A 23,360-nucleotide genomic window follows, 5' to 3' on the forward strand; every position below is an offset into this window, starting at 1 on the left:
ATGGATTGGGTGGCGCTTCAGGGACGATATGCCTCTCCTCCGGGTTTTTCTCCAAGGACGCTGCGGCTTTTGGCCCTGCAAAGGGTTCTGGATGGAACGCAGTATGATGTTCTGCCCTATCCTTTTGCGACGGAGCGTAATGCGGCGGGGGAATATATCCCCCTCTCCCAGCGGAGACCCTCTGTACGGACCAATCTGTGCAGGACTGTTGTTGATGAAGCGGTCTCGCTTTTATTCGGCCATACGCATTGGCCGCTTGCTGTCTCCAGCGAAAAGGAGACGGCGGATGTCCTGAACCGTTTTGCCTGTGAGGCGGGTCTGGCGTCACTCATGACGCAGGCGGCAATACGTGGATCGGTTGGGTCGGTAGCGCTCTGGATCGAGCTTGTGGGCTCCAGACCGATGCCTCGCGTGCTTGAAACAGCTTATCTGACGCCTGAATGGGATCGTGTGGGTGCCTTGCTGCGTGTGACCGAACGCTATGTCGTGACCGGGCAGGCATTGCGGCTGAGTGGTTATGCTATCGCGCCTGAGCGTGCGGCCATGCGCTTCTGGTGGCACCGATGCTGGGATCGTGATTGCGTGCGGGTTTTTGTGCCCTATCCCGTCGATCAGGAGGGGGATGCACCACCTGATGAAGAGCGGTCGCATCATCACGGTTTTGGCTTGGTGCCGATTATATGGATCAGGAATTTCGGCGGGACTGGTGGCGAGGCTGAGGGGGAATGTAGCTTCGAGAAAGCGATCGATACGGTCATTGAAGCCGATTATCTGCTTTCACAAGCCGGGCGGGGGCTGAAATACGGCTCCGACCCGACGCTCGTGCTCAAGACGCCGGACATTCCCGAAGGCATGGCGCGACAGGGAGGGGCAGCCTCCGCCCTGACCCTGCCGCCCGAAGGCGATGCCAAGCTGCTGGAAATCAATGGTGCTGCTGCAGGTGCAGTTTTGGCGCATTACCGTGAATTGCGTCAGCTGGTGCTGGAGCAGTTGCACGGTAACCGCATGCATGGCGACCGTCTGGGAGCTCCACAATCCGGCCGTGCCATGGAGTTGATGTGTCAGCCCCTGATCTGGATGGCTGATCGTTTGCGTGGTGCTTATGGCGAGGGTGGTGTGCTGCCACTGTATCGCCTGCTCTGTCATCTCTCGTCGGTTATGCCCGAAGGGATACAGATCGGGACGAAAACCTATCGGAATCTCGATGCGGGAGGAATCGCCCTGCATTGGCCAGCCTGGTTCACTGCTGATGAATCGGAATTGCTGCCGCTCGCGCAAGGGCTTTGTGCAGCGCAGTCGGGGGGATTGTTGAGCCGTGAAACAGCGGCCCGGCTTTATGCCAGTGCTGCCGGCATTGCTGACCCGGCTGCCGAGTGGACGAAAATCAGGGCTGCAGAGGCGGCCCGAATAAACCCTGTAGGGGGAAATGGTCATGGTGGATGATGTCGATGCGCTTCGTCTCTCTCTTGCTGAACTTGCTGCTGAACGGGATTCCCTTGTTCAGGCGCATGAGGAGGAACTGGCCAGAGTAAAGGCGGCCGCGCGCGATACTGTGCTTGCGGGGGCGCTGCGCGCTGAAGCTGCGCGGCTTGGGGCCTATGACCCTGATCTGGTGGCGGCTCATGTCGATCGCGCTGCCATTACCTGGTCTGAAGAAGGGGCGCCGCAGGGCGTTGAGAAGGTGTTGCGTGATGCACGCGAGGCGCGACGCTTTCTTTTTCGGGAAACGGGACAGCGTTTGTCGGGCGAGGCGCAGGAAAGTGCCGGGAACGTGCCGAAGCCGGCACCAGCCCAGGGGCAGGATGCGCGTCAATTGCCTGCGCATGATTATGCCCTGCGCAAGCGGCAGTTTCTTGCCGGAATTATCTGAAATACGGGTCTGGGGTGACTAGAGATGGGTATCGAGAATTTTCCCGAGCAGCTTCGTGCTGCCATTCAGCAGGGTTTTCTGGCACGCGAGTTCGAGACGGGGCTTCATTCCCGCCCTGGATTTCGAGCGATTGCGGATCGTGAGGTTTTTCCCAATGCGATTGGTGAGACGCTGACGAAAACGCGCAAGAGCCTCAAATCACCGGTAACGACGCCACTCCTGCCTTCGGGTAATACGAATTTTGACAACGGGCTCTCACCCAGTGGTTGGTCGGTCGAGCAATACACTCTCAGTATCAATCAGTATGGCGATACGATTGATCTGAACATAGTCACGACCGGGGTTGGCATTGCCTCACAGTTTCTGGCCAACGCACAGACAAATGGCATGCAGGCCATGCAGTCGCTGGACCGGTTGGCTCGTAACGCACTTTTTGGCGGCGTTTCTGGCGGTGTCGGTGGTTATCTGGGCGGTAATACGCGTGTGACGTCAACGGCGACGGCGAAAACCACGACGGTTTCGGTCGACGATATTCGCGGCTTCCAGTTTGTCATCGTGTCCGGTCTTGTGCGGCCTGTCGGCGCAAGTGCAGGCATGACTGTGACCATAGGCAGCGAGGTCTACACGGTAAACGGTGCCGTCCCGGACGCGGTGAATGTCTCGACGGCGCCTGGTGGTATCTCCGGGCAGTTGCAGCTTGCTGCCTCGGCAACTGTTGCGGATGCCACGGCGGGTATGGCGGTTGTTGCATCGACTGCCCCGCTGGTGCTGCGGCCCAACGGCAAGGCGACAACGGCAGATCTCAAAAGGGCCGATGGCGATACGCTGGGGATCCAGAACGTGCTAGCTGGTGTCGCTTCGTTGCGACGTAACAACGTGCCCATGATCGATGGCGCGTATAATTGTTATCTTGACGATCTGCAGTTGCTCTCGCTCTTCAGGGATGCCGATTTCAAGTATCTCTATCGCGGCGCTTACGGGTCTGAGGAATACCGGTCCGGGCAGGTCATTGAACTGCTGGGTGTGCGTTTTGTGCCGACGACCGAAGCGCCGCAGCAGGCCTCACTGGGTGGTGGGCCGATTCATCGTGCGTTGCTTCTGGGGCAGGGAGCTCTGGTCGAGGGAGACTGCGCCTGTGTAGGTCATTCGGATATCCCTGACGCCGAGCGGGCGCTTGTCGACATTGTGGACGGTGTGGCGATGGTCACCCGTGAGCCGCTGGACCGTCTCAAACAGATTATCGCGCAGTCATGGTACTGGATTGGTGGTTTTGCCCTGCCGACAGATGTGACGGCCGATGCCTCCATTATCCCGACAGCGACCAATGCCTATCTCAAGCGTGGCGTGGTGATCGAGAGTCTCGGGACGGACGCTCTGTGATGAACCCGGGAGGTCTTGCCATGTCGATCGGTCAGCCTCCGGCCAGACTTTCAGACGGGATCGGTGTGATGGAGGATGATATGTCCTGTGACGGCGTACCGCCATCCGGTGATCAACTCTCTGATGAAGAGAAAACCGAAATACGGCGCTTCTGCGGGTATGCAGCCCTCGGGGATGTCGGGTCGGGAGAGAGTTCCTGGCGGTTTTTTCAAAGCGCAGGAACGCTGGAATTCCGACTGAATACGCTTGCGTCCTCCGAGCGCCGACGCCTGCGCTACTTCCTGGCGACACTATTGCAGATGGAACGGGCAATTTCTCGTGCTTCTGACACGCTGGATACGCAGGCAGCCTCGGTATGGACGCGTAATACGCGTGAATTATCCGAGCGCGTCAGATTGCTTGACTGGTGGCGGCGCAGGGTGTGCGGCTTTCTGGGTGTGGTACCGGGCCCCGACATGCAGGGTAGTGCCTTGATCTCCTTATGATAGAGCGTGCGTCACCGCAGCAGAATACCTAGAGAAATTCGGGAGATGAGCCATGCAGATGCTTCAGGAGCGTGTGGCGTCCGGGTTTGCGCAGGTTGCACGCCGCATCGGGCGCATGGGACGCCAATATCGGGTTACTGACCCGCTTACGCCGTTGGGTCATGCGGTCGGAGCCCCTTATCTGTGCCTTGATGTCGATGCAGGATTTCGTATGCGCAAGCCTAAAGGATGGGGTCAGGTCATGACTTACGGGCTGAGCGATGCGCGGGATCTGGCTATTGGTGATTATATCGCGCTGGGCGAGCGGTTTTATTTTGTTTCTGAAATGGAACCGTTCAGGCCAGCGCTATTTGTCGCGTGCAACCGCGAAATATCGGTCATGGGGATGCGTGGAGCAGAGGGTCTGCTGGCCGATCATTGTCCGGCCAGTCTGTGGATGACTGGCAAGGGCGAGGATCGGCGTAGCGGTATGCCGGGTGCCTTGCGGTCAGGGAGCTATATGCTGCATTTGCCGGTCATGCCGGGTTTTTGTCTGAAGCCCTATATGCAGGTCATGGACGAGAAAGGCGCGCGTTATCTGGTCGATACCGTCGAGCTGTCGCAGAACGGAACCCGCGCGCTTTTATCCATGCAGCAGGTCTGATCATGGCAGGTGCTTTTCTTGTCGCGCGGGGGCTTGCGCTATGCTGTGCCGCGCGTTTCGCGCTTGTGGCAGAGCCTTCGACCGGCCTGGCTCAGGGGCGGGTGATATTCAGGGCCGGGGCTTTGATGCCCTCGGATCTGTTTGCGTCACCTTCACTCAGGGAGGCGGTCAGCTACGTTACAGTAACCCTGGTTTCGGGGCGCTATGAACGCCTGCCAGGTCCTCTGGGTGACGTCTGGGCCGAAAGTTTCTATCTACCACCTGACGTGAACCTGAACGTGCAAGGCCGTGTCGCGACGATTGCACGTATTGCCGGGCGTGCCGCACCGGGGGTGGTATCGCTGCGGTGGTCCAGGGATGACGGCTCGGATATTTCTGCCCGATATGTCGTTCAGGATCGGGATTCAGCGCAGGATATTGTGCAGGCGCTCGCCGCATTAATGACTGGATGTGACGTCGAGGCAGGCACACTGCGTATCTCTTCGGGGGTTCTTGAAGGTGGGGTGAGCGGGTATGCCCGTTCCACGCGTTTGACGCGGCGGCAGAGCCAGCTTTTCCGGGTGTCGATCTGGACGGACAACGAGTGCACATGTGAGGTATTGGGCAGGCTTCTTACAGAACGTCTCCTGCCTGATGACTGGGTGACTTTGCCTGATGGGACGGCTGCGCAGCTGGTTTTCGAGGGTGAAGAAGACCGGGATGCGATGCAGACCCAGAACCTGTTTCGTCGGGATGTGCTGCTGAGAGCCATCTGGGATGATCATGTGTCTGTCTGGTCACCCCGGATGCTTGCAGGCGGGGGATGGATGCAGGCAGGGAGGACAAAATTCCCCTTCGATGTGCCGCCCGATCTTCTGCGTGGTGAAACGCCTGTGGGCAGCCTTGAGGCGCTGGCCGCGTTGGAAGAGATGCCGATTGCCTATCGTGGCTGGCAGTTGAGGCCGGATGGGACAGTGAGCGAGACGTCGTCTTTTGATGGATGTGGCTGACCCGAGGATAATTTTTCCCGGACTTTCGGCTTTGCAGTTTCTGCCTTGCGGCCAGGACTGCGTCGGATCGTTCGCCTCCCGCAAGACGGTATTCAAAAAAAACAGGAAGGAATGTTCATGCCACAACTCATACAGAGTGGCACGCTCAATACGGCTGCGCTCTCTGTGCCTGATCTCTATATCCAGATAGCCCAGCCCGAGACGCTTGTTATCGCGGGAATCTCATCCGGGTTGCTTGGCCTCGTGGGGAGCGCGTCATGGGGGCCGAAAGACGTACCGACGATTGTCGGAAGTGTTGCGCAATGTCGCGAGATCTTCGCGGGTAAACGGGGTTGGGCGTCCAACCTCAATGTCGCGGTAGATATTGCCGTGCATCAGGGTGCGAACCAGTTTTGCCTGGTGCGTGTAACTGATGGAACAGATACGCCGGCCCGCGGCACCCTTGGCAATGCGCGTATCACGGCATGTTATACGGGGTCGGCGGGCAACGGGATTTCAGTTACCCTGACAAAGCAGAGCTATCGTGACGGGATGTTTGTCCTGACGGTGGCTCATGAGGAACTGGGGGTTTCATCCTATACAGGCGCGGACTGGACGGCTCTGCAGACGGCGCTTGCTGCCGATACCCGTGCGCTCGTGCAGATCGACCTGTCGGCCGAGACGGCGATTGGCGATCCGGGCGTTGTGCAGCTTGGTGGTGGCGGTGACGGTGCAGAGCCGGGTCCGGGACGTTTTGTTGGCGCGTCGGATACCCGAACCGGGCTTTATGCCCTGACCAGTCAGGGATGTTCGGTTGTCACCTGTGCGGGTGTCGGGGACACCACGATCATGGTGCCGATGTTGGGCTTTGGCCAGGATCAAGGGCTTTACGCTGTTGTATCGGGCCCGAAAAGCGAGACGTTAGCGCAGGCCGTCCAGACGAGAATGGCACTGGGGCTATCGTCTCACGCACTGAAATACATGCATGGCGACTGGCTGTGGTGGAATGACGACACGCTTGGGTTGCAGCTTGTCAGCCCTGCGCTTTTTGCAGCGGCAAAGCTGGCGGCGCTCTCGCCGGAGCAGTCGGGACTGAACAAGCCCCTGACAGGGATTGTGGGAAGCCAGAAAAACGGTCTTGAGGCGACACGCTTTGGTTATACGCTGGCCGAGCTTGGGCTGCTGATCGAGAACGGCATTGACGTCATCTGCAATCCGTCACCGGGTGGGCAATACTGGTCGATACGGGCAGGCCATAACACGTCGCAGAATGTGGCGATCCAGAGCGATGCCTATACCCGTCTGACAAACTACCTGGCGCGCGCGCTTCAGGGGACGATGGGGCAGTATGTTGGCAGTGTGATCAACGATACACTGTTTGGTAATATCCGTGCCTCGCTTCTCGGTTTTCTCTCGAGCCTGCTGTCGCAGAACATCCTCGGTGTCACAGGGGGCAGATTGCCTTACGCGGTGATCTGCGATGCGACGAATAATCCTACTGAGCGCATTGCGACGGGATATGTGCAGGCTGATGTGCAGGTACAGTACCAGGGCATCAATGAGAAATTCATCATCAACCTGCAGGGAGGCGCTTCGGTGAGCGTCAGCACTGCCAGCGGGAGTGTGTGATTGATGGCGAACCCCTATAGTATCGGGCGGGATTGCAGGATCACGCTGCTTTGGAACGGTTCACGTATTGATTTGCGTGATGTGACCGGGTTCCAGTCGGAGCAACATACGATCATTCAGCGAGCCACGCCGCTGAATGGACTGCCTGTTGAATTCAATACCCCCAGCGGCTGGCGCGGGATTTTCACGATTGCCAGAGCCAATGCCAATCTCGACAGTCTGGTCGCAGCGATCGAGGCCGCCTTCTGGAATGCTGGCAGTATCGGGAGCGGAACGCTTTACCAGTATATCCGTGAGCCAGATGGCACGACCAGCACCTGGGAATATAGCGGTGTATCACTGTCCTTGAAGACGGATCGCTGGCAGGCGGAAGGAATGATTCACCAGCATGTGCAATTCTATGCCTCGCTGAGGAGCAAGATATCTTGAGTATGTTGCCTGAGACGCTGGAATTTGGTTCGGGGCGCAAGATCAGCCTGTGCGAACTCGATCCGGGAGACATGCTGGATCTGATCGAGGCGGCGGGGAGCGCTGTGTCCGGACCTTCGGCATCACCCTGGTTGGCCTATGCACAGATGATCTGCTCGGTTCGCGCCATTGATGGTGTGCCGGTGCAGATGCCCCAGACCAAGGACGAGATCAAGGATCTGGCGCGCAGGATTGGCAATGACGGGCTTGCAGCATTGCAGTCTGTTTATGACGGGGCGGTGCAAGAAAATGACGCCGTTATGGTGCCAGCAAAAAACTGACGCGGCACCCTGTTTTTCGTGAGGCGCTTTATCTCGTGAAAAACGGGGTGCCGTGGTCGGTCGTCATGGGGTGGACACGGGCCAGACGTGTGGCCGCCTGCATTGTCATGGCAGAAATGGACGGATTCCAGTTTGACTGGGAGGCGTGCTGTTACCGGCAAGACCAAGCCTGATCACGCTGAGGGAAAATCATGCAGTTTCATATGCCTGGATTCAGGAGCAAGGTCGGGGATGTATGGCTCTCGGTGCTGAGACGTTCGGGGGGAAGCCTCTCGTTTGTGCCGCTGCGGCGCAGGGCCCTCTCGGCCCGGGCGAGCCAATTACGCGATAGCCGCGCTCCGGCTTTTTTTCCTGCGGGAACAGTGTCGCGTTCTGTGCTGTCCTTATCCACCAGAGCGAGAAACACGGTGGTATCGCAGGTATCGCAGGTATCGGATGCGCGAAGATCGCGAGGGCTAGGCGTTTCCGCCATTGCAGGGGCTCATTTGTTGGGTCCTTTCAAACCCTTGATTGGTCGCCCGGCCACGTCGGAAGCTGGAAGGGGTATTGTTCTTTCATCTGTTATGCCGGTCCGTTCTGATATTTTCTCCGTCAGGTATTCAGATGCGGCGACGAAGCCTGTCGCGTTTTCTGATACTACGTTGCGACGCCGATCTGGCTCGATATCGTATGGGCATTTGCAGCGTATGGGTGCGCGGCAAACGCTCTCTGTGCCGACAGACAAGGGCGGTTCGACAGGACATGCCGGGGTAGACCTGCGGGCACATGCCAAGAGATTTGTCGGCGTTATGTCGTTATCTCCGGCATCAGGGACTGGGCCGAAAGGCCCGGTCCTAGATGCTGTGGCACGGCAACCGACCCATTCTGTCATTCGCGTGGCTTCAGGGCCGCGGGAGCGCGGTATTTCCGCAATGCGACTACCGGTTGCTAGAGACAGGGATCTGGCAGTGTTGCCGCCTTTTTCCTTGCCGGGTGAGAAGGGGAGTTCGGTTGGCAATGGGGCTGGACGAACCGGGAATTTGCAGCATGAGGAGGGGGGGGGCGCCGCCGAGCGATCGTCTCAGAGTGATGGGCAATATCTGCCGATACTGACCAGTATGTCCCGCGCGCTATCCATGCGGAGTTACGGCGCAATGATTGATGAGATCGCCACGCCTCAATATCCGAATATGAGCATCGGGCTGATGTAGGAGGGTTACGCATGGGTGTGTCGCTTCTCGAGATGGAAAATGCCCTTGGGGCGATAGGCCTGATCGACAGGTCAGCACCGGTCGTGCTGGGTGATCTGATCCTCAGTGGGGCGGAAGTCCCGGACGAGCTTGTGATGGGCGGCCGGCAACTGCTGGTGATCCATCGGCTTCTCGGTGGCGGCCGTGTTATCGATGCTGTCGGGAATGATCCCGCGCGACTGGTTTTGACCGGTCGCTTCATCGGTCCGCTTGCGACGCTGCGGGCGAGACGGGTCGAGGCCATGCGTGAGGCTTCGCGAGCGCTTTCCTTCTCGGTTGCGGATTTATCGGCCAGGGTCTGGATTGCCGAATTTACCTGGTCGTATCAGGCGCGGGGCACGATTTGTCCCTACAGGCTTGTGCTGGAGCGCGAGGCTTTGCCCCCCGCCATTTCCCTGAGCATGGGGGGAATAGCGGGGGCTGATCTGGGTAGCGGTTTGAGCACGATAGCGGGCCTGCTGGGGGAGATGTCGGAGGCGGGATGGGTTGGTACGACCATGCTGACCTCACTGACGGGTCAAATCATGCCGGTTGCGCAGGTTCTGAGCGCAGGTGGTGGGGTAGCGCGTGCGCAGGCTGCTCTGGGTAAGACAAGCGCGCTTTGGCAGACGGCCATGTCTGTATCGCGGGTGCCAACGGCGGCAATTTCGGTGACGGCGCCTCTTTCCGTTGCCGCTCGTGAACTAGGACAAGTCACGCAGGACGCTGGAGCGGCAATGGAAGCCGGCGCGGTGAATGGCGCAGGCGCTCTGTCCCTGCTTTCACAAAATGCCGGGGCGTCTGTTTTGGGTGTCGAGGCCGGCAGTTATGCGAACCGGGCACTGCGCACTCTGGCCGGTTGAAATCATGGCGTTGGGTTTCGGCCTGTCATGAATATGAATCGGGAGAATTGCGATGAAGATACAGGTGACGTGTGACGATGTGTCGCTTTTCCATCTGGCGGTCCGCTATTTTGGTGATGCCTTGCAATGGTGGCGGATTGCCGCATGCAACGGGATGAGTGACCCGGATCTGTCCGGCATTGAGGTGCCGGTGCAGATCCTGCTGCCGGATGAGGCGTCAGTCGGGCAGACGGGAGGGTTACCAGAGGTATGACGAGCAGGATCCGAAGTTGGCAGGTTCGGCTTCTTGTCGATGGAACGAGCCCTGAGGGCGTGCATGTTTGCGGCTTTCGACTGCAATGCACGCGATATGAACGGTGCGACACGGCGCATATCGTTATCGCCGCGCAGGATGGATCTACCCTGTTTTCCCTCCTTACTGGGCGAAGTGGCTTTGACAGGCCGGATATTGAATTACAGGTAATTGATCGCCTTGCGGGCGAGCCTGAATGGCGCAGCGTATTTCACGGGGCACTGGATGCCATAACACGAGAGAATGATCCGGTATCGTTTCGTCTGGAGTGTCGGAACTATCTCTGTTTTCTGCTGGATACGCGTCTCACACGCTCATGGAGCAATCAGACAGCTATCGAGATTGTGCAGCAGGCTGCACAGGCTGCCGGGCTGGAGTTTCAGAGCGACCTGAACGGAAATGATATCGCTGGCGACTATTATTGCGGGCAGTTCTGGCAGCTGGAGCACAGACTTTTGTCGGCCAGTGCGCAGCATCGCTATCAAACGGCTTTCGATCTGGCTTTTTCGTTGGCGCGTGATCACGGCTATGAATGTCAGGCCCGTGGACGAGCAATTATCATCAACCGTCCATTTAATGCCGATAGTGGTCAGGTTTTTGAACCGGAGGGCATGACGATGCAGCATTTTCGGTATGATTTCGGCCTGAGTGGGGCCGTATCGGTTGGTGTGCGCTCATGGGATTCGCGTCAGCGGGCGAGAAGCGAAATCTTTTACGATGGGCAGGAATTTTCCACAGAGCCCCCTGCATCGGGTGCAGCGCTTTATACGTTTCGGGGGCCTGGCCTGCGCATGGACGATATCAAGCGATTGGCGCAGGGGAAGCACCGTCGGATCGTCTCTCATGCCTGCGAAGCCAGGCTCTCATTGCCAGCAATTGCGGGGCTTGAGCCGCGTCATTTCATGAAGCTGGGAGGAGAGGTGATAGATCGACCAAGAATACTGGCGGTGGATGCGGTCGATCATTTTTTCGATCTCTCCCAGGGATATCGGCAGGAAGTCACGCTTCGGAACCGCATTTTCTGAGGGGGGTATGATGGATAATCCGGTATGGGCAGCAGCCCACCAGATGCGTGTTGCTCATGCAGTGCATGGGATTGTTTGCGCGGTAGACCCCTCCAATCATGCGGTGAAGGTGCATCTGCAGCCCGATGATACTGAAACAGGCTGGTTGCCCGATGCGGCGCTGACGCAGGTTGGCGACCTGCGTTTGTCATGTCCCTGCGCGATCGGCACTCATGTTCTGCTGATGCCGATTGAGGGGGATGGCGAAAATTTTGTTATCACGTCGGTACTCTTCGATGTGGTGGCTGGTCCCGCGATTTCACCCCAGACGGGCAAGGTGGCGCAGCCCGGGGAATTGCTTGTGCGTACAGGGTGCGGGGCCCCTTCTGAAGAGGGGCAGGGACAGTCCGGGGAGGGTGGCTGGTTTCATATTCAGCGCGAGGGTGTCTCTTTCGGGGCAGGGAACTTGCGCTGTGTCGTCGGGCAATCATCCATCGTGTTGCGTGCCGGGACAGTGCAGATGAGTCTGGGGGAAGGTGGACTGGAGATATCCGGTGCGGGTGTACGGGTTTCGGGGGGTAATCTCTCTGTCTCAGGCGGTGATGTGCGTACGGATCTGCATAGTCTCGACGCCCATGTGCACCCCTATGCCAACGGGATGACGGGAAAGCCTGTTGGATGAGCGATTTTTATCACGTGTTTGGCGAGGATCTGTTTTGTGATCCTGCTGGCAGCCTGCGCGAGGCGTCGGGAGATCTGCTGACACGACAATCCATCTTGCGCCGACTGTGTACAAACCCCGGTGCTTATCTCTGGCACGTCGATTATGGGGCTGGTCTGCCTGCCCGTATCGGTATGCCTATTGCCGCGGTTGAAACCCATGGGCTGATTACCAGCCAGCTCGGCCTTGAGGCCGGTATCGATCAGAGCCAGCCCGTGACAGTCGAATTGCAGGCGAAAGCGCCGGGTACTTATCTGTGCACGATCACCTATAGCGGGCTCGATGGATCAGACCGGCAGACATTCACACTCAATCAGGATGGCACGATCTGAGCCTGGCTCGGCTCGCGCCGGTACAGAATCGGAAAGCTCATGGCGTTTTCTCTGCGTTCTTTCTCATCCCTTGTGCAGACGGCGATTGTTACGGCGCAGGCGAGCTGTGCAGGAAAACTGACACTCGATATCGGAACGCCAGGGCGTGCGCTTGTCGAGAGCGTTTCGGGGCTTGGGCTCTGGCTTCAATACCTGCTGATGCAGGTGCTGTGTCGGACGCGGCTTGCGACATCGAGTGGCGCTGATTGCGACAGTTTTGTCGGGGATTTCGGCATGACACGACTGCCCGGCGTGAAGGCGCTGGGATCCGTCACAATGACCTGTTTTTCCTATCAGGATATCTCGGCTGTGGTACGGCCGGGTGTCACGGTAAGGACAGCGGCGGCTGTAACGTTTCAGGTTATTGCCGATACGACCCATGAACGTTGGTCGAGTGTTACGCGGGGATATGTCCGCCCGACTGGCGTGGCCTCGCTTACCTTGCCTGTGGAGGCCCTTCTGGAGGGTGTTCAGGGTAACGTTGCGACAGGTGCTATATCGCTTATGGGCACGTCGGTTGCCGGAATTGATATCGTCACCAATGACGCCGCTTTTGCCAATGGGGCAGATCAGGAGAGTGACGCCCAGCTGCGACAGCGTTTCCCGCTCTGGCTTGCCGCCAAGGCGAGCGCCTCACGTGCTGCGGTGGAGAGCGCCATCGCCGAGACTCAGAATAATCTGGATTACGCAATCTTTGATGGTGCGGCGCCGGACGGAACGACGCGTCAGGGGTATTTCACGGTTGTTGTCGACGATGGGAGCGATGCAGTGCCTGATCAGGTGCTGCGCCGTGTGTATGCTCAGGTTGATGCCTGCAAGGCCCTTGGTGTCGGCTTTGCCGTCCAGCGACCCGTCATATTTCCTGTCTCGGTTTCAATGGTCGTGAGAATTACTCTCGGCGCTGACGCCGATACGGTGCAGCGTAATCTGGTCGAGGCCATCAGTGCCGATATCCGGGCGTCACGTATCGGGGGCGGCTACGCCTATAGTCGGCTTGGCTACGTGGCTTATGCCGCAGCAGGTGATGCGGTGCTGTCGATTGCGCAGATACGTCTGAATAACGCGCAGGAAGATATTGTGGGGGAAGCCAGTCAATCGCTTTTCCCAGGCACGATCTCCGTACAGATCGTTCAGGAGGGGTAATGCCGAAATTCAATAATTATTTTCCGATCCCCTCGATAGGGGGCGCGGAAGTTCTTGTCGTTGCGACATCAGATGGTGTCGAGACGCTCAATGCCACAGCAAGCCAGATTGCCGGCGCACCAGCCGACTCACCGGCCAGCGGTGAATTCTTCGCCGAGGAAGGTGCCAAGGTCAGTCGCTATGGCGACCGGTTCTTTATTGGCGCTGCCGCCGATTATCCGGCGCTCAATACGCGGGACGTAGACCGACAGGACTGGCTTTCAGCGTTGATGGCGACGACGTCCATCGGGCCCTGGGCGCTGGAAAATGCCCAGGCGGCATGCCTCGCCCGGTTTGGAAACAGTGCCTTTGTTGCAGGATCGCGTACGTCCGATGCGCTCAAGTCACGCGACAAGCTGGGTCATGTTCCCAGTTCGATCGGGATGGCAGCCTGGGGGATCGCTGATGATACGACGAGCCCGACCCAGACTACAGCCTATGCTTATTACGGTGAGGCCTGGCGTATGCCGGGCGTCAATTACCAGCCGAGCTTTGTCATGGAGCTTGAGGCCGTCAATCTGGGCGGACCAGCTTATGGTGTATCGACCCCCTATCATCCGAATTGTGGTGGCGGCACTTACGCCATACAGATTGGTGCTGGTGGAGGGCAGACCGAAGGCACGTCTGACTGTGAAGCCGGGATTGTTTTCGTCAACAATCCTGATTCCTGGAAAACCGGTATTCTGTTCAGCAATACGTCGCTTGCCGGAACGAATGGTAACGACGGGGGCTATGGAAACGCGGTTTCGATGGCGTGTAACCAGGGCATTGAGTGGCGCACACCAGAAACGCGGGAACATGTGCAGGGGCTGGATGCCGGGGCCATGCTCTTTTCGACTGTAACGCGCACCGCAAACGGCCAGCGTGTGCAGTTTTCCGATGATGGTGTGCTTGTGACCAATATGGCGGGGCAGCTGCTCTTTTCTGTGTCACCCAATCCGTCGCCCACCAATACGCTCAATATACAGGCCGGCAGTGGTCTCGCTGCTGCGGGACTCTATGTGCAGAAGGGGGATGGCGGGTCGCCTAATCTCGGCCTCTATCCTGCTGCGGGCGGAGAAATACAGATGTCATCGCCCGTTGCCGGCCCGGGCGCTGCGGTACCTGCGAAGGCAGAAGGTGGTTTTCTGCATCTGAACGTGAACGGCACGGATTATCGCGTCCCGCTATTCACTGTTGAGCAGGTGGGTGGCTGATGGCACTTCTGCGAGACCGGGATATGGATGGGCTTCAGGCAACTGACCGGAAGCTTTTGTATGACACGGGCATAGCGCCTGGTACGGCGCGCGATTTCGCTCGCCGTATGCGCCTTCTGCTACCACAGGGATGGTTTCCAGCCTATCGGGGCGATGAGTTGGAAGACGCGCCAGTGTTGCAGGCGCTCTTGACCGGGTTCGGGGCGGTACTGGCCTATATATGGCGGCTGATGGGGGTTGTGCGCGCTCAGACGCGCCTTGGGACGACGAGTGGTGCCTTTCTGGATATGGCACTTATTGATTATTTCGGATCCGGAAAAACGGCGCGCCTGCCCCTGGAAAAAGACAGCCATCTGCGTCGGCGCATTGCTGCAGATCTGGTAGCGCCGCGCAATACGCGACAGGCTGTGTCAGACGCTGTGCGTCAAATCTCTGGTGCCGCCCCTCGGATTATTGAAACGGGGACAGTGCGCGATTGTGGCGCCTGGTGTCATCTGGGTGGTTATGGCGCTGCGCGCAGCCGGTATGGGGCGCGACATGGCGGGCAGTTTGCCATTGAGGTTTTTCCGAAACTGCCGGTCCAGCAATTCGAACTATACGCCGCCATCAAGGCGGTGAAGGCGTGCGGCGTAATCGCATGGGTAAGGATGGAAGCTTAATGGATCGTCCAATCATCTATTCAGGCGCCGTGCCCTTCGATACGGACCTCCTGCGCCTTGGCCGCTACGCGAAGGAAGGCGTGGGACGACTTGCGGAAATCCTTCTAGGTAGCCAGACGGTTATGGCATCGGGTCTTGCTTGTGTGGTCTCGTCATCAGATCTGTCGGTCTCTGTCGGGCCGGGAACGATCATTGCGCCCTACGCGCTGGATAGTTCTCATATCGGCAGTGTGTCTGCGGGGCTCGCAGCGGCGCCCGCGATTGTTCCGAGCCTGTTTTATAACGACGAAGTCCAGCAGATTCCTGCGCCTCAGACTGGTGCGACATTAACGCTTTTTGCACTCTGTAGCGAGCAGGATGACAGCCCGGATGTTCTGCCTTTCTACAATGCCGATCAGCCGGACCAGACCATGGCAGGACCGGATAATCGCGGGAAGGCTCTGCCTACGCGCAGGACGGGACGCATCGCGTTTGTCATGGCTTCCGATCCGCCAGCCGTCGCCGGTGCTGTGGTTGTGCCCCTTTATGAGGTGACAATTCCTGCTGGCGTACAAACCCTGTCGGGGATTGTGGCACAGCCGGGGGCAGCGTTCATGCCGCATTTGACCCAGTTCGCGACGATGGATTTTGCCCAGCAGGTGAGTCAGCCTCACGCTGTTTGCGCGACGAGCGGTCTTTTGACCATTCCGGGCTGGGCGAAACAGGTCGAGCTGCGGCTTATTGGCGCGGGCGGCGGCGGTGCATCTTGCAATGTTATCTCTCCTGATGCTGGGGCTTTCTCGGGAGCGGGTGGTGGTGCCGGGGGCGATGCATGGGGGATCTATGCACTCGATCCGGCGCGCGATCGCACATTGTCGGTCACGATCGGTCTGGGTGGCGGTCCGGATCAGAAAGGTGGGCCGAGTTACGTAACCTATGGCGGCCAGCCTCTTATTTCTGCCGATGGGGGAGAAGCTGGATATTTTTCGGCCGCACGGAATTCCTGCGGCGGCAGCGGCGGGGGTGCCGCAGGAGGCATTCTATGGAATCAGTATGGAGGCGCTGGCAGTGACGGGCAGTTCGGCAATCTGGTTTTCGCCGGGAATGGCGCCGATGGCCCTTGGGGCGGCGGCGGCAAGGCGGGGGCGTTGCTCGGGCTGACTGCCACCAAATACGGGGCAGGTGGTGGAGGCGCCTATATGGCCCGCCAGGCAGGAGAGGTGACGGCTGGCGGGCGGGGCTTTCAGGGGTGCCTGATCTATCGTTTTCTTTATTGACGCCGCTGAAGATGTTTGGCGCGTATCTTCAGTGCCGGAATATCAGTTCAGTGGATTGGACGCCGTGTTCCTGATCCACTCCGCGTTGTGCGCTTGGAAAGACCGGACGTCGTCTGTCGAGACAGCGCTACCCGTGTTGCCCCAGCTGTGGCGTATGAATGTTACAACATCGGCAATATCCTGATCGGTCAGAACGTGACCAAAACCCGGCATGGTCAGCGATGATTGTGCCTTGGTTGTTGCGGGTACGCTTGCGCCACGCAGCACGATCAGAATGAGTGATCCGGGATCCTTGTCCATGAGAGTGGGGTTGCCTGCCAGGGGCGGAAAGGCTGGTGCGTAGCCATGACCGTCAGTCCGATGGCAGGCGGCGCACCGGTCGACATAGACCTGTGCCCCATGATCTGGGAGACGCCCCTGATGCAACGCATTGGCAACGGTCATGTTGGCTTGCCATGGTGTTTCTTTCTTGCGCGCCGGGAGCTCAGTCTTGAGATAGCGCGCAATGGCGTGGAGATCGGCATCGCTCAGATATTGTGTGCCGTGTACGATGGCCTCGCTCATGCCGCCGAAAGACGATCCATGCTGGTTGCGACCGGTGGCAAGAAAGGCGACAATGTCATCCTCGCTCCATCGCCCCAGACCTGTTCTGTTGTCCTGCCGGAGATTGACCGGTGTCCAGCCATCGACAGCGCTGCCACCTGCCAGATACGTGGCACCCTGGTCACTTGAGAGTGATTTTTCCTGCATGGTCAGGGCACGGGGCGTGTGGCATGCCCCGCAATGGCCGGGACCCTCCACCAGATAGGCCCCGCGTGCGATCTCAGCGGAGGCGAAGGGGCGTTCGGCATTGGCCATGGCAGCCTTGGGTGTGGGCGCAAAGGCCCAGCGCCATAGCGTCATGGGCCAGCGCATCGAGAGGGGCCAAGGTATGGTGTTTGCTGGCGGGGCTTTGGCAAGTGGGGCGACGCCCTCGCGGAAATAGATCCAGAGCGCATGGATATCGGCATCGGTCATGCGTGCGTAGGACGGGAACGGCATGGCCGGATAAAGGGGCTTACCGTTTCTGCCGATGCCCTGACGGAGAGCTCTGGTAAAGTCGGCTTCCGTATAGGTGCCGATGCCATGCTGCACGTCAGGGGTGATGTTGGGTGCATAGATCGTGCCGATGGGCAGAACGAAAGGATTGCCACCCGCATAGGGGGCGGAAGGGTCGTGGGTGTGGCAGGCCGAACAATCGGCTGTCTCAGCCACGTAACGTCCCTGATCGATCAGGCTCCGATGATCGGCCGTCTGGGCGTAACCCATCGGGGTGACCGCGAGCGCGCCGATGACGGTAAAGCCCGTGGCGAGCAGGAGAGACAGTCGCTTCATCATAGTGAGACCAGTGGGCCGGGCTGTGACAGATACTGGGTACGGATATGATACGCCGCCCAGTAAGCCAGGGCCGCGACGGTGCCTGTCGGGTTGTAACCCATGCCCTGGGGAAAAGCGTTGGAGCCGATGACAAAAACGTTCGAGACGTCCCAGCTCTGCAGATAGCGGTTCAGAGCGCTATCCTGTGGGCTTGTACCCATAACCGCTCCTCCGCCCAGATGGGTAGTCTGATAGCGTCGTGTATCGAAGGCCTCGCCATGTTCGAGCCTGCCCAACTCGTAGCGTCTGGCCCCGAGGGCTTTCATGATCGGTTCGATCTTGCCTACGACGTACTGGTTCATGCGAATGTCGTTTTCCTTCCACGTGAAGGTCATGCGCAGAAGTGGCTGGCCGTAGCTGTCTTTCCAGGTCGGATCCAGATCAAGATAGACGTCGCGATAGGCCATGTTGCTGCCATGCGCGTCCATGGCCATCGAATGCTTGTAGGTGTCGACAAGGCCCGCCTTGTAGCCAGCTCCCCAGCGCGGGGCTGACTTCCCGCCGCCTGTCATGGCGGCGGCGATCGGTTTGACACCGGCCTGGTTGACCCAGATCGGTGACCCGCCGATGAAGCCCAGCGGGCCGTGATCGAAATTATCGCTGTTGAAATCGTCTATGGCGACGCCTGCGCCGCCTGCCCCGACAAACTGGTTGGTGTACTGGTTTTCAGAGAGCCATGCGCGGGACGTTGTGATGGTCTGATAGACGAAATTACGTCCCACAACGCCGGTATTACTGACCGGGTCATAGGGTCTGCCGATACCGGAAAGAAGCATGAGATGGACATTGTGGAACTGGAAGGCAGCAAGAATGACCAGTTCTGCCTCAATGGTCTTTTCGCGGTTTTCACGTTGGTCGAGATAGGTCACGCCTGTGGCCTTGCGGCGATCGCTGTCCAGATTGACCCTTAGCACGTGAGCATCGGTAATCAGGGTGAATTCCGGGTCGTTACGCAGGGCAGGCAGAATATTGATGTTGGGTGATGCCTTGGAATACATGTAGCAGTCATAACCGCTACAGTAACCGCAGAAATTGCATGGCCCCATCTGAAGGCCATAGGTATTCGTATATTGTTTCGAGGCATTTGCGGCTGGCAGGGCATAAGGATGATAGCCCGCCTCGGCACTTGCCTTTCTGAACAGACTGGCGGTGTAGACATCCTGCATTGCAGGCAGTGGGAAGTTGTCGCTGCGTGACGGGGCGAAAACGTTCCCCTTTCCGACAATCTGCCCGTTGATTTTGTAAGCTTCACCAGAAGTGCCGAAAACCTTTTCCGCCTTGTCGAAGAATGGTTCCAGTTCCTCGTAGGTGACGCCGTAATCCTGCAGATTCATTGTTTCAGGAATGAATTTTGCGCCATAGCGTTCGATGACGTGGCTTTTGAGTCGAAGGTCATCCGGGGCAGCGCGAAAATGTACGCCGGACCAGTGCAGACCGGCACCTCCAACGCCTTCTCCCGGAAGGAACGCGGCCAGCTGCCTGTACGGCAGGGCTGTCTGGTTGATGGTGTTGCGGATGGTGACGGTCGTTTTGGCCGGGTTCTGGAAAAGGCGATGACGAATGGCCCCGCGCAATTCGTCGATGGAGCCGGGATATGTTCCCTCATCGGCTGTTTTACGCTCGGGCCCGCGCTCAAGCATGACGACGTTTCGCCCGGCCTCGCGCATTTCCTTGGCAAGGATGGCGCCTGCCCAGCCAGCCCCAATAATGACAACGTCGGTCCGTTTTAAAGTCATGCGTCTGCTACTCGGTAATAAGCGGGGTCAGGCCTTCTGGCCGTCGATCGATACGGGGCCGAAGGGGTAGGGTGCCCCTTCCTGATTGATCCAGTCCATGAAATCGGCGCGTGAGCCGGGAAAGCCGAGCAACATCCAGCCCCGCATATGACGATTGCCACCATGGATCGGGTCGGCAAAAGCGCCTTCGAGCGTGTTGCGGCGCAGCTGCTCGAAAAACAGACGGGCATTGAAGGCGGGGAAATGGACCGCGCCACCTTCGAACGCGGTCAGAAGCTCAATCTGGATATTCTGCGGCAGGTTGGCAAAATCCTTGCCACGTTCCACATTAGCGTAGTGATTGGCTGCCTCGATTCCTTGTCGGTAGAGATCGCACGGCGCCAGAGGAAGCTGATACCCAAGATTGGCGGGGCCATCCTGAAATGGACCCTGCATGTACCAGAGTTCGCCGCGGCCGTAGGGGGTTTGCATCTGCCTGTCGATGAATGTCGGCACGCCCAATGCGGTCGCGCCAGGGCCGAAGGCGTCATCGGGGTAGATGCAATCGCAGGCGGCACTGAGAAAGCGATGTTCAGCAGGGGAGAAGAAGCGCTTGCCTTCATTCTCGCTGGCGGAGGCCGCAAAGGCTGGTACCTGAAATTCCTGTCCGGCGAGCAGAAAGAAGGCCGTCGTGCCGGCTGCGTTTCTGACAAAGCGTCGGCGTGAGGATGAATGGGCGCTCAATCTGTTCTCCTGACAGAACAATGCTGCGTGATTCCCACATTATGGGCGCAGCTTCCTTCTTCGCGATTGCCGGGGGAAATGCAAGCCGCTTTCTGAAGAACCAACCGGTGAGACGGGTCAGGCGTATACCGGTTGGCCCGAGAGCGCTGGCTCAGGAGTGTTGAGACGGGAGTGACAGGACACCGGGCTTGGGTGATTTGACCCCGGGCGCTGTAGCAGGTGCGGCCGTTGAGGCATCGTCTCCCAAGGGGAAAATGGCATCGGGCTCCTGCGGGGTTGCGGGCTTGGACGAAGTGACTGTGGGCGTACCTGTCTCATTCTGAGCGGGAGTGGCAGCAGGTGTGTTGGCAGGCGAGACGGCACCCGGGGCCGCTGGCGCAGGCAAGGAGGAGCTCGGGCCGATATCCTGTTGTGTAATGGCACCCGGAAGCGGGGCGCCGCTGGCATCGACCAGCCAGTCATGCAGTGATTTCCTGATCTGGAACTCCAGCTCCACATTCATGTCCTGCATCATCTGTGTCGTCAGATCGTACAAGACCGCGCGTGATTCCGGATCCTTGTCACCCGGGTTGAGACTGCGGGTGATATGAGCGAGGGCATATCCAGCCCGGCCGCCGGAAGGGGCAGACAGATCGACGTGAGCTTCGAGTTCGCCGAGCAGAGTACCGCCGGGTGCATGCAGGATGCTGGCTTTTGTAATGGTGAACGTGCCGTTACCCTCTGAACCACTGGCAATCAGGCGGTCACGTGCCATTTGTTCCAGCGCCTGCTGGGGAGGCGTAGGGGCCTTGGCGGAAATATCTCCAGGTGTGCTGCCGGGAGGGGCGGAATCCACGACTTCGATATGCGCCACGTTGAGGTGCATCTTGCTGAGATAACTGTAATCCAGCGGAGCAAAGCTTTGCGGCTCGCTGTCACCGCAGGCCGTCAGCAGGGGCGACACGCTGCCCAGCAGGAGACAGACCGAACCAAAACGAAGGAAAGACTGAATGCGGGACGGGTTTCGCGACATGATCTGCTCCTGAAAATGCTGACGATCGTTATTTTTTCTTGATGAGGGAACGCAGCCGATTCATGAGCCCGGCTGATTGTCCGGAGTCCTGCCGCGTCCCAGGTATTGCCTCGCCTGAGGGCTGATGCTGGTGGAGATACGCCCAGGATTCAGAGATCATGTCCGCCGAAGCTGCCTGCGGTGTTGCAGGCAATGTCGTGGCAGGTTCGTGAGGTTCGGCCATGAGGTTCGATGCCTTGCCCAGACCGTAATCGCGGGCTTCAAAAGCCTGCGCTCCGGCAATTATGCTCGCGTGATCGGGGGTGCTCAGATACCAGCCGAGAATATGGGATGGCAGCATGGCAGCCATGCTCTCGTCGCTGACGATGATATTCGCCTTCGGGCAATAGAAGGTCGGCGGTGCGTCGATCTGTTTTTCCCACCACGCGAGGTAGAAGGCGCAATCGAGCTCAGCGTCATGAAAACGATGGATCAGCCGATGCTCAACAACGAATGAAATTTGTGAGCGCAGTGGCGTCCCCGAGAAAGGGGACAAAACGACCAGGGTTTCAAGGCCGATACGTGTGCCGAGCAGGCGTCTTACGCCGCGATTGGACAGAGGTCTGTCGTCAATTCGCGCAATGTCCCGTTCCTGTTCGATCAAAGCGGACTGGATTTGTTGCAGGTCGGCCATCATGCGTACCGCCCATGCGGCCGCGAGTTGGGTCGCCAGAAAAAGTGGCGGCGGAGGCACATCGCCAATGACCGAAGGCGTGGAACTCAGGGACGTACGTGATAACGTGTCGAACGATGGTGAAACGGAGGACAGGATATCGGCAGGCTGCAACCGTTGCACGACTTCAATATGTGATCCGCAATATTCCCGGTTCGCGTTGAAATACCAGACAGCCTTTCGGTCGCTCAACGCATCGCTGAATGTCACGCAGGTGACGTCATCGGCAAGCGCAATGACTTTCTGGGGAAGCCATTGATCATAGAGCGAGTTGATTTTCTCGCCATTGACCCAGGCTGATTCCAGAAAGATCTCTGCGTCGTTCATCGCGCAATCTCGGTCCGATCGAAGCGAAATCCGACATTGCAAAACTCGCAGTTCATGGTGATCTGACCCTCTTCAGCCATATGGTCGAGATCATCTTCCGGAAAAGTGGAGAGCACACTTGCCAGACGCGCACGATTGCACCGGCAGCCGAGACTGACCGCCCGCGGGCGATCCACGATAACATCCTGTGTACCGAACAGGCGTTCGATAAGGGTGGTGGCACTCAGCCTGGGGTCGAAAAGCTCGGCGGAGGTCAGGGTATTGCCCAGAACGCTCGCCGTCTCCCAGGCGTCCTCATCGCTGTCGGCCCCTGATGAAATTCCGCCCTCTTCGGCTATCTTTTCCAGAAGCAGGGCTCCGGCCTGCCAGCCATCCGGGGTCTTTTCGCAATAAAGGCGCATCCAGCACTGATGCTGCTCACTGGTGGTGAAATAATGCATAGCCATGTCAGCGAGGGTTTCGCCTTCGAGCGCTACAATGCCTTGATGACGCTCGGTGTGGGCCCCTTGGTCGATCGTGAACGCGAAATATCCCTCGCCGAGAAGCGAGCGGGCCGATCCGGTTTCGAGCGTGTCAGGCGCCCGCAGGTAAAACCGCAATTCACCGGCGTCGGTGCAATCGGTCACCAGCATGGAGACCGGACCATCGCCCTTGATCTGTAGCGAGAATGATCCCTTGAACTTCAGACCGGCACTCAGGCCGGCAACAAGCGAGAGCGCTTCACCGGCAAGGATGCGGCCGTCATCCGGAATATCGTGACGCGTCAGCATGATGTCAGCCAGCTTGCCAAGCCGTACCAGTCGCCCACGCACCGGTCGCTTCGCCAGATGAAATGGCGTGATGCCATGCGAGATCACGAGATCAGGCACTTCCTCCGGGCGTTGCGTATCAAGAAAGGCAGGTGTCTCGATCATCTGTGCTTCAACAATTACTTCATACTCAGGGTGAAACCATCACC

General features: G+C 58.6%; 24 protein-coding genes. 18 read left to right on the forward strand and 6 right to left on the reverse strand.

Translation table 11 applies throughout. The features are described 5' to 3' along the window. From ACWNRM_RS04540 to ACWNRM_RS04625, 18 genes are all read left to right on the forward strand, one after another. Positions 1 to 1,443, forward strand: coding sequence for a phage portal protein (locus ACWNRM_RS04540; protein ID WP_485169848.1), 1,443 nt, complete (start codon positions 1 to 3; stop codon positions 1,441 to 1,443). Then, on the forward strand, positions 1,433 to 1,870 hold the full coding sequence (locus tag ACWNRM_RS04545) for a phage scaffolding protein (protein ID WP_485169847.1): 438 nt from the start codon (positions 1,433 to 1,435) through the stop codon (positions 1,868 to 1,870). The genes ACWNRM_RS04540 and ACWNRM_RS04545 overlap by 11 nt, the downstream gene beginning before the upstream one ends. A gap of 24 nt (positions 1,871 to 1,894) precedes the next feature. Next, positions 1,895 to 3,250, forward strand: a complete 1,356-nt coding sequence (locus tag ACWNRM_RS04550; protein ID WP_485169846.1) for a DUF4043 domain-containing protein — start codon at positions 1,895 to 1,897, stop codon at positions 3,248 to 3,250. 20 nt (positions 3,251 to 3,270) lie between these two features. Then, positions 3,271 to 3,735, forward strand: a complete 465-nt coding sequence (locus ACWNRM_RS04555) for a hypothetical protein (RefSeq protein ID WP_485169845.1) — start codon at positions 3,271 to 3,273, stop codon at positions 3,733 to 3,735. 52 nt (positions 3,736 to 3,787) lie between these two features. After that, positions 3,788 to 4,378, forward strand: a complete 591-nt coding sequence (locus ACWNRM_RS04560; RefSeq protein WP_485169844.1) for a hypothetical protein — start codon at positions 3,788 to 3,790, stop codon at positions 4,376 to 4,378. A gap of 2 nt (positions 4,379 to 4,380) precedes the next feature. Beyond that, complete coding sequence (locus ACWNRM_RS04565) at positions 4,381 to 5,367, forward strand: hypothetical protein (RefSeq protein ID WP_485169843.1); 987 nt, start codon at positions 4,381 to 4,383, stop codon at positions 5,365 to 5,367. Positions 5,368 to 5,484: 117 nt separating this feature from the next. Continuing rightward, entirely contained in the window at positions 5,485 to 6,975 is a 1,491-nt protein-coding gene (locus ACWNRM_RS04570) for a phage tail protein (RefSeq protein WP_485169842.1), read from the forward strand. 3 nt (positions 6,976 to 6,978) lie between these two features. After that, positions 6,979 to 7,404: a hypothetical protein gene (locus ACWNRM_RS04575; RefSeq protein WP_023979321.1), complete on the forward strand. Its 426-nt coding sequence runs from the start codon at positions 6,979 to 6,981 to the stop codon at positions 7,402 to 7,404. A 2-nt stretch (positions 7,405 to 7,406) separates the two neighbouring features. After that, positions 7,407 to 7,724: a hypothetical protein gene (locus ACWNRM_RS04580; protein WP_485169870.1), complete on the forward strand. Its 318-nt coding sequence runs from the start codon at positions 7,407 to 7,409 to the stop codon at positions 7,722 to 7,724. 1,201 nt (positions 7,725 to 8,925) lie between these two features. Beyond that, positions 8,926 to 9,795: a hypothetical protein gene (locus tag ACWNRM_RS04585; RefSeq protein WP_485169841.1), complete on the forward strand. Its 870-nt coding sequence runs from the start codon at positions 8,926 to 8,928 to the stop codon at positions 9,793 to 9,795. Between the two features lie 52 nt (positions 9,796 to 9,847). Further along, entirely contained in the window at positions 9,848 to 10,048 is a 201-nt protein-coding gene (locus tag ACWNRM_RS04590) for a hypothetical protein (protein WP_485169840.1), read from the forward strand. Beyond that, on the forward strand, positions 10,045 to 11,112 hold the full coding sequence (locus ACWNRM_RS04595; RefSeq protein ID WP_485169839.1) for a hypothetical protein: 1,068 nt from the start codon (positions 10,045 to 10,047) through the stop codon (positions 11,110 to 11,112). Before ACWNRM_RS04590 ends, ACWNRM_RS04595 begins: the two co-directional genes overlap by 4 nt. A 7-nt stretch (positions 11,113 to 11,119) precedes the next feature. Continuing rightward, on the forward strand, positions 11,120 to 11,773 hold the full coding sequence (locus ACWNRM_RS04600; protein ID WP_485169838.1) for a baseplate assembly protein: 654 nt from the start codon (positions 11,120 to 11,122) through the stop codon (positions 11,771 to 11,773). After that, on the forward strand, positions 11,770 to 12,144 hold the full coding sequence (locus ACWNRM_RS04605; RefSeq protein WP_485169837.1) for a phage tail protein: 375 nt from the start codon (positions 11,770 to 11,772) through the stop codon (positions 12,142 to 12,144). The genes ACWNRM_RS04600 and ACWNRM_RS04605 overlap by 4 nt, the downstream gene beginning before the upstream one ends. Before the next feature lie 39 nt (positions 12,145 to 12,183). Beyond that, positions 12,184 to 13,326 (forward strand): baseplate J/gp47 family protein, encoded by a 1,143-nt coding sequence (locus ACWNRM_RS04610; RefSeq protein ID WP_485169836.1) that lies wholly within the window; start codon positions 12,184 to 12,186, stop codon positions 13,324 to 13,326. Beyond that, positions 13,326 to 14,561: a hypothetical protein gene (locus ACWNRM_RS04615; RefSeq protein ID WP_485169835.1), complete on the forward strand. Its 1,236-nt coding sequence runs from the start codon at positions 13,326 to 13,328 to the stop codon at positions 14,559 to 14,561. The genes ACWNRM_RS04610 and ACWNRM_RS04615 overlap by 1 nt, the downstream gene beginning before the upstream one ends. Beyond that, the gene (locus ACWNRM_RS04620; protein ID WP_485169834.1) at positions 14,561 to 15,220 is read left to right on the forward strand and encodes a hypothetical protein; all 660 of its coding nucleotides are present in this window, start codon (positions 14,561 to 14,563) and stop codon (positions 15,218 to 15,220) included. Before ACWNRM_RS04615 ends, ACWNRM_RS04620 begins: the two co-directional genes overlap by 1 nt. Beyond that, the gene (locus ACWNRM_RS04625; RefSeq protein ID WP_485169833.1) at positions 15,220 to 16,476 is read left to right on the forward strand and encodes a glycine-rich domain-containing protein; all 1,257 of its coding nucleotides are present in this window, start codon (positions 15,220 to 15,222) and stop codon (positions 16,474 to 16,476) included. The genes ACWNRM_RS04620 and ACWNRM_RS04625 overlap by 1 nt, the downstream gene beginning before the upstream one ends. Before the next feature lie 42 nt (positions 16,477 to 16,518). Here the strand turns inward: ACWNRM_RS04625 and ACWNRM_RS04630 are convergent, their stop codons facing one another. The 6 genes from ACWNRM_RS04630 to hslO form a co-directional block, all read right to left on the reverse strand. Then, positions 16,519 to 17,853, reverse strand: coding sequence for a c-type cytochrome (locus ACWNRM_RS04630; protein ID WP_485169832.1), 1,335 nt, complete (start codon positions 17,851 to 17,853; stop codon positions 16,519 to 16,521). Then, on the reverse strand, positions 17,850 to 19,628 hold the full coding sequence (locus tag ACWNRM_RS04635) for a GMC family oxidoreductase (RefSeq protein WP_485169831.1): 1,779 nt from the start codon (positions 19,626 to 19,628) through the stop codon (positions 17,850 to 17,852). Before ACWNRM_RS04635 ends, ACWNRM_RS04630 begins: the two co-directional genes overlap by 4 nt. Positions 19,629 to 19,655: 27 nt before the next feature. After that, positions 19,656 to 20,351 carry a gluconate 2-dehydrogenase subunit 3 family protein gene (locus ACWNRM_RS04640; RefSeq protein ID WP_485169830.1) on the reverse strand — a complete coding sequence of 232 codons (696 nt, stop codon included), beginning with the start codon at positions 20,349 to 20,351 and terminating at the stop codon, positions 19,656 to 19,658. A gap of 151 nt (positions 20,352 to 20,502) precedes the next feature. After that, complete coding sequence (locus ACWNRM_RS04645) at positions 20,503 to 21,363, reverse strand: hypothetical protein (RefSeq protein WP_485169829.1); 861 nt, start codon at positions 21,361 to 21,363, stop codon at positions 20,503 to 20,505. A gap of 28 nt (positions 21,364 to 21,391) precedes the next feature. Continuing rightward, a complete protein-coding gene (locus ACWNRM_RS04650) occupies positions 21,392 to 22,402 on the reverse strand; it encodes a hypothetical protein (RefSeq protein WP_485169828.1) in 1,011 nt (336 codons plus the stop codon). Further along, positions 22,399 to 23,316 carry an Hsp33 family molecular chaperone HslO gene (gene hslO / locus ACWNRM_RS04655; protein ID WP_485169827.1) on the reverse strand — a complete coding sequence of 306 codons (918 nt, stop codon included), beginning with the start codon at positions 23,314 to 23,316 and terminating at the stop codon, positions 22,399 to 22,401. The genes ACWNRM_RS04650 and hslO overlap by 4 nt, the downstream gene beginning before the upstream one ends. Between the last annotated feature and the right edge of the window lie 44 nt (positions 23,317 to 23,360).

The sequence above is a fragment of the Asaia sp. A2 genome, assembly GCF_057319415.1.